The sequence below is a fragment of the Microcoleus sp. OTE_8_concoct_300 genome, assembly GCF_031383065.1.
Taxonomy (GTDB): Bacteria; Cyanobacteriota; Cyanobacteriia; order Cyanobacteriales; family Microcoleaceae; genus Microcoleus.
The window spans coordinates 1-4,823 of record NZ_JANMZH010000258.1 but is presented as its reverse complement, the minus strand read 5'-3'; the positions used below and the strand labels follow the sequence as shown (position 1 = coordinate 4,823).

The 4,823-nt window shown below is 41.1% G+C and carries 10 protein-coding genes and 1 pseudogene; 3 read left to right on the top strand and 8 right to left on the bottom strand.

Features of this window, described 5'->3' with window-relative positions; translation table 11 throughout:
* Positions 1-255 precede the first annotated feature (255 nt).
* From ACUVJL_RS12085 to ACUVJL_RS12070, 4 genes are all read right to left on the bottom strand, one after another.
* Positions 256-459: a DUF6887 family protein gene (locus ACUVJL_RS12085; RefSeq protein WP_445246071.1), complete on the bottom strand. Its 204-nt coding sequence runs from the start codon at positions 457-459 to the stop codon at positions 256-258.
* The gene (locus ACUVJL_RS12080) at positions 456-641 is read right to left on the bottom strand and encodes a DUF6888 family protein (protein WP_445246070.1); all 186 of its coding nucleotides are present in this window, start codon (positions 639-641) and stop codon (positions 456-458) included. Before ACUVJL_RS12080 ends, ACUVJL_RS12085 begins: the two co-directional genes overlap by 4 nt.
* Positions 642-676: 35 nt before the next feature.
* Positions 677-934, bottom strand: coding sequence for a BrnA antitoxin family protein (locus ACUVJL_RS12075; protein WP_445246069.1), 258 nt, complete (start codon positions 932-934; stop codon positions 677-679).
* A gap of 71 nt (positions 935-1,005) precedes the next feature.
* Positions 1,006-1,257, bottom strand: a complete 252-nt coding sequence (locus tag ACUVJL_RS12070) for a helix-turn-helix transcriptional regulator (protein ID WP_041623394.1) — start codon at positions 1,255-1,257, stop codon at positions 1,006-1,008.
* A 148-nt stretch (positions 1,258-1,405) separates the two neighbouring features.
* Between ACUVJL_RS12070 and ACUVJL_RS12065 the strand changes: the two genes are divergently transcribed.
* Complete coding sequence (locus ACUVJL_RS12065; RefSeq protein WP_333212349.1) at positions 1,406-1,603, top strand: hypothetical protein; 198 nt, start codon at positions 1,406-1,408, stop codon at positions 1,601-1,603.
* Between the two features lie 103 nt (positions 1,604-1,706).
* Entirely contained in the window at positions 1,707-1,949 is a 243-nt protein-coding gene (locus ACUVJL_RS12060) for a hypothetical protein (protein ID WP_333234004.1), read from the top strand.
* Positions 1,950-2,344: 395 nt separating this feature from the next.
* Here the strand turns inward: ACUVJL_RS12060 and ACUVJL_RS12055 are convergent, their stop codons facing one another.
* The 4 genes from ACUVJL_RS12055 to ACUVJL_RS12040 all read right to left on the bottom strand — a co-directional run bounded on the left by ACUVJL_RS12055 (position 2,345) and on the right by ACUVJL_RS12040 (position 3,854).
* Positions 2,345-3,007: a GUN4 domain-containing protein gene (locus tag ACUVJL_RS12055; protein WP_445246068.1), complete on the bottom strand. Its 663-nt coding sequence runs from the start codon at positions 3,005-3,007 to the stop codon at positions 2,345-2,347.
* 126 nt (positions 3,008-3,133) lie between these two features.
* Positions 3,134-3,286: a hypothetical protein gene (locus ACUVJL_RS12050; protein WP_445246067.1), complete on the bottom strand. Its 153-nt coding sequence runs from the start codon at positions 3,284-3,286 to the stop codon at positions 3,134-3,136.
* A 36-nt stretch (positions 3,287-3,322) separates the two neighbouring features.
* On the bottom strand, positions 3,323-3,520 hold the full coding sequence (locus ACUVJL_RS12045; RefSeq protein ID WP_445246066.1) for a hypothetical protein: 198 nt from the start codon (positions 3,518-3,520) through the stop codon (positions 3,323-3,325).
* 76 nt (positions 3,521-3,596) lie between these two features.
* A complete protein-coding gene (locus ACUVJL_RS12040) occupies positions 3,597-3,854 on the bottom strand; it encodes a hypothetical protein (RefSeq protein ID WP_445246065.1) in 258 nt (85 codons plus the stop codon).
* Between the two features lie 290 nt (positions 3,855-4,144).
* Between ACUVJL_RS12040 and ACUVJL_RS12035 the strand changes: the two are divergent.
* Positions 4,145-4,823, top strand: a pseudogene (locus ACUVJL_RS12035) (ATPase); the annotation flags it as partial.

Below are 4,823 nucleotides of genomic sequence, written 5' to 3'. Positions count from 1 at the left end.
GGTGGATTAACCAACGATTCTATCGCTATGGCAGATCAAGTACGGGTATTATCTAAATCTCGTTTATTGAGTTTACGAGGAATGCTTAGTGATGAAGCAATACTTCTGCTGAATCAAGCTTTATTAATTGCGTTGGATTTGCCTGGTCAAGTTTAATTGCACTTGAGGAATATCAGGGCGATCGTACTTTGGGAAGATAAAGGCTATCGCCTGTGATTCTATTTCAACATTGATAAGCTTTAGCTTTTGAATTAATTAATTAGCAGACTTTAACTGCACCCGAATAGCTGATATTATCTTCTCTTGCCAAGCTGGGTCATCAAGTTTTATAGTAACTTTGCGGGGGCGGGAACGCCGCCGATCCATATAGGCATAGAAACCTTCGCGATCGTCTCTGTGGGTGAGAATGTATCGCTTTAATTCGCGATCGCTCATTGCGGCATAATTGACATTATTCATGGCTCAATACTCCCATTTGGTTGAATTTCCAGCTCAATTTCTTCGTTTTGTCCTGCCAAGATAAATAGATTGAGAGTTCGTTCATCTAAACGCACTATGTGAATTGGGTGGAACATCACGTTGGTAAGTAGATGACACAGCCGATATAAACTCCGTAACTGTTCTGTTGTTGGGTCCCTCATGCACTTATTATAATCTACAAAATGCCAGCGCACATTTATTGACTGTTTTTGATGTGATGTTCAACATAAGAGCGCAGCACAGCATTCATTAGAGATTGATAACCTTTTCCTTGGCTTTTAAACCAATCTAAGACATCGCTATCAACTCTTAAAGAAATAGCTTGTTTAGCGAGCGGTTGCACGAGTTGGGCTTTTTCCCAGAAACTCGCATCTAATTCAGGAATATCAGACGTATCGATCGCAGATTCTGGAATATTCTCTAATTCTTCAAGTCGTTTGCGCGAGATAGTCATATTCAAAGTGCCTCAAACTGTATATACAAAGCGTATATACTTATAAGATAACATAAAGGGCGATCGGATACTCACTCAGGCGGACCAAAGCGATCGGGCAAGTCATCAAGAGTTAACCCGCGCGATCGCAAAAAATTTGCCAAAGCTTTCATCTGGGCAATTGTGAATGTCGGCACGTTATCTCCGGCTTCCCAGCGACTCACAGTGCGTACCGATGTCCCAATTTGCCGAGCAAATTCTTCTTGGGACATTCCTAACTCATCTCTGAGTTTTTTCAGCGGTGATTCGCCAGCTTCTTCTTGAGGTTGTCTTCGCTTAATCATTACAAAATATGACATAGTGTCTAGACTACTTGACAAAACAAGTTTGTCCAGACACTATGTCTATATAGACAGCAAAAGGGCAGAGTACGGGAAATCAGCCCTGCCTTTCTAGTGTCTCATTTTGCCCGCAATCTATCGCAGAACTAGGATGAACTACAAACAACAACTTTACCCGTGGGTGATTTACCGCCACCTGCCCAACCTGCAACGCCTGACTGTGGCGCGTTTTCGCCGCCGAAACGACGCCGAGGAACACTTGCGGATTATCAAAAGATTGCTGCCGCAAGCGGAGTTTGCGATCGCCTTTGAGGTGAATTCGCAACAGCTAACAAATTGTGCAAGATAGTATAAGAGCGATCGAACTTTGGGAATAAAAGGGCGATCGCTTTTCCCATAATTTTAAATGGAGATATAATAGAGAGCAAGCAAAAACTCTTACAACCAAGTCTATGTTTACTTATAGCAAGGTACTGAATCAAGTTAAAAGCCTCACGCTTGCAGACCAACTGCGGTTATTAGAAGACTTGAAAAAAATGATTCAGTTACGGGAAGAAGTTGCCGAAGATGATGAAGTAATTTCAGCAGAAGAAATAGCAGAGAGCGAGGCTGCTTGGCAAGATTACCAAGCTGGTCGCGATCGGGGGATATCCTCCCAAGAACTCAAATTGAAGCTGTTTGGAGAAAAAAATTGACTGACTACATTCTCCTGAAAGCAGCAGAACGCTATTTATCGCGAATGCAACCGGATGACTAAGTACGCCTTGTTAAGGTTTTAGATACTTTAGTAAGTGATTATATAGCTTGACATTAAGCAACTTAAAGGTGATCCTGAATTAAGGCTGCGAGTGGGTAAATATCGGATAGTTTTTGTAGAAGATAGGGAAAATCAAGTATATGTTGTGACTGCGATTAATTCTAGGGGAGATGTTTACAAATAAGGGCGATCGTACTTTTGGAAGAAATGGGCGATCGTACTTTTGGAAGATAAGGGCGATCGCATTTCCCTCGCTCTTGAGCAGAAATTGCTATATAGAATCCATTTGATTAGGTTGGGGGATTTGTTTGCGGAGCCTAGGTATCTTTTTTTCTACTCAAGACATCTACGAAATCGATCAAATAAGGCTGTCATAGCAGAGTAACACCTCATGCTGTGAGGACTATATAGGACTGGTAAATGACCCTTTGGTGCTAAACCTTGATAAATATAGTTTCTGTCTGATTTCCATCCTACCGTATCATTAAATTTAGGCCAACTATTGAGCGAAGCTGCTTGGCGAAGTTCATTGTCGCTCTTTTCAATTTTTTCTCGGATGGCAAATTTTTGTTCTTCAAGGTAAAAATTCCAAAAAATATCAGACCAAATGTCATTTTGAACACTAATACCAAAAAGTCCTTCGCTGTATTTGACCCAGAGTCTGTCTATAGTACATATATCTGTACAAGGAATACTTTTTGGTCTTTCAGGGTCAGGATCAAGTCGATCGCGGTCTATAAAGAAAAACTTTAAGAAAAGAGATTGAGTTTCTTTTTCAGCGGATTTAAAATCTTTGACTGCTAGAAAATTACGCAGGTTTCGATAATCTATTCCTACTGCTGAACTTAGATCGTCATTCAGTTGACTTTCATCAATAGTCGGGTATCTTATTTCATTACGACTAGGAAGACTAGGAGTTTGATGTTCATTTTTATTAACTAAGACAAAGTAAGCAATAGTGGCAATCACAATTACAATTAGAATTAATGTCATCATTATCTATCCTTATCGACAAATATTTTATGTATAACGGAGAGATGAAGCATCGCCCCCTGCACCCTCGACCATCCTTTGCGCTACCGCAGAGTAGATTCGAGAGAGCGATCGCAACTCCCTGATCATTTACAAAGTAAAACCTTTACCGCGACAGGTAGGACAATCAACCTCGTGTTTTCCACCTGGGTAATTTTTCTTTCCTGTACCATCGCAGTTGGTACACTTTCTCTCCATTTCTTCCTTAGATTTTGGTTGATTTGGTGGTTTCTCATTAGCCATGATTTCAGTCCTCTCACATTTATGATATAACTGTACTTAACCGTGATACCGTTCCCACTTCTTCAAGACTTTATCCCACGATTGGCCCTGAGATTTTAACCAAGTGACAGTAGGTTTTCCACACTTGATACATGGCTCGCCTTCGCGAGGATCTTGAGTTCTCTCACAACTACCACAGACATAATTATCAGCGTCTGGGTCAGCTTGATATGATGCCGCTCTTGGGTAACTCATTTGACGTTTTCTCCTTACTTTAGGCTATTAACTGTAGATTTCAGAAAGCATTTGTTTTGCTATAGTGAGTCACTGGCTACCAACGAGGCTTTTCACCATTTTTATATTTAAGATGATAGGGATCAAACCGAGATTTAGCCCGATCAAGAATTTCGTGGTAGCCAAGATAATCCTCTCCTAGCAAATCATGTAGTTCACCTCTTTCATCGGGTTGTAAGTGTAAATCCTTAACTACGTTATCTACATCTTTATTGGCGGATTCTCGATTTTGTTTTCGCACCCCGTAAGTTTGTTTTTCTTCATAATCATCATCATCATCATAGTTGCTTGGCATCTTACTTCTCCGTGTACTTAGCACTCACTTTTTTACAAACTGTGTCAAAATATAAGTATTTGCCCTCGGAACTGTCGGGACTGACCCCAGACACTCGCAAATGCCAGAAATATTGACAAGCCCGGATGTAGCACGATCGCCCTCAGTGCAACCAACCTCTACTCCCAAAATCATACAATGACCACTTTGGCTCATCGCCCCCCACTCACTTTAGAAAATGTTATATTTTGTTATCTAAAAAGTTATAAAAAATAAGTTATAATAACTAAAAATTACCCCAGACGTGCTCTATGGAGCTTAACGAAGTCTTAAGATTTGCAGATGAAAAAGTTTTTTCCACAACAGGCAAGCACTTAGACGACCTGCAAGAAGCTATTTTAAAAGAAGTGCTGCAAGGTAGAAAATATGCAACAAGAGTAGCGCAAGACCGCGATTGTAGTGAAGGGTATGTTAGGGTTGCTGCTTCTGAATTATGGAAGATACTATCAGATGTCTTCGGCGAAGAAGTTAGTAAAGTAAATGTTAGAGCAATACTAGAAAGGGCAAAATTTTATACTAATTTTTCACCAACTATTGGAAGCGAGAATGTAACAGTTAATAATAACCTCAATGTTTGTCAAGAAAGGGCGAGAAGTCCAACAGAACCCCAAAACCCCCAACAAACCCCAACTCAACCCCACATCGACTTAGGCGACGCACCCGAAATCTTCAGGTTTTTCGATCGCACTTCTGAACTCTCCACCCTCGAAAACTGGATAACACAGGAACACACTCGTCTCATCGCCCTCCTCGGAATCAGCGGCATCGGCAAAACCACCCTCTCCCTAAGCCTAATCGATCGCATCAAAACCCAATTCGATTACGTCATCTATCGCAGCCTCGGCTTTTCCCCAACCCTAGACGCAACCCTCACCAACCTGCTGCAAATCTTTTCCCAACAATCTGAAATTCCCCAAAACATCGAAACCA

Excerpts from the sequence above, each read along its gene's own strand:
- ACUVJL_RS12085 (WP_445246071.1), bottom strand. The coding sequence starts at position 459 with ATGAATAATGTCAATTATGCCGCAATGAGCGATCGCGAATTAAAGCGA.
- ACUVJL_RS12040 (WP_445246065.1), bottom strand. The coding sequence starts at position 3,854 with ATGCCAAGCAACTATGATGATGATGATGATTATGAAGAAAAACAAACT.
- ACUVJL_RS12050 (WP_445246067.1), bottom strand. The coding sequence starts at position 3,286 with ATGGCTAATGAGAAACCACCAAATCAACCAAAATCTAAGGAAGAAATG.
- ACUVJL_RS12070 (WP_041623394.1), bottom strand. The coding sequence starts at position 1,257 with ATGATTAAGCGAAGACAACCTCAAGAAGAAGCTGGCGAATCACCGCTG.
- ACUVJL_RS12065 (WP_333212349.1), top strand. The coding sequence starts at position 1,406 with ATGAACTACAAACAACAACTTTACCCGTGGGTGATTTACCGCCACCTG.
- ACUVJL_RS12060 (WP_333234004.1), top strand. The coding sequence starts at position 1,707 with ATGTTTACTTATAGCAAGGTACTGAATCAAGTTAAAAGCCTCACGCTT.
- ACUVJL_RS12080 (WP_445246070.1), bottom strand. The coding sequence starts at position 641 with ATGAGGGACCCAACAACAGAACAGTTACGGAGTTTATATCGGCTGTGT.
- ACUVJL_RS12075 (WP_445246069.1), bottom strand. The coding sequence starts at position 934 with ATGACTATCTCGCGCAAACGACTTGAAGAATTAGAGAATATTCCAGAA.
- ACUVJL_RS12045 (WP_445246066.1), bottom strand. The coding sequence starts at position 3,520 with ATGAGTTACCCAAGAGCGGCATCATATCAAGCTGACCCAGACGCTGAT.
- ACUVJL_RS12055 (WP_445246068.1), bottom strand. The coding sequence starts at position 3,007 with ATGATGACATTAATTCTAATTGTAATTGTGATTGCCACTATTGCTTAC.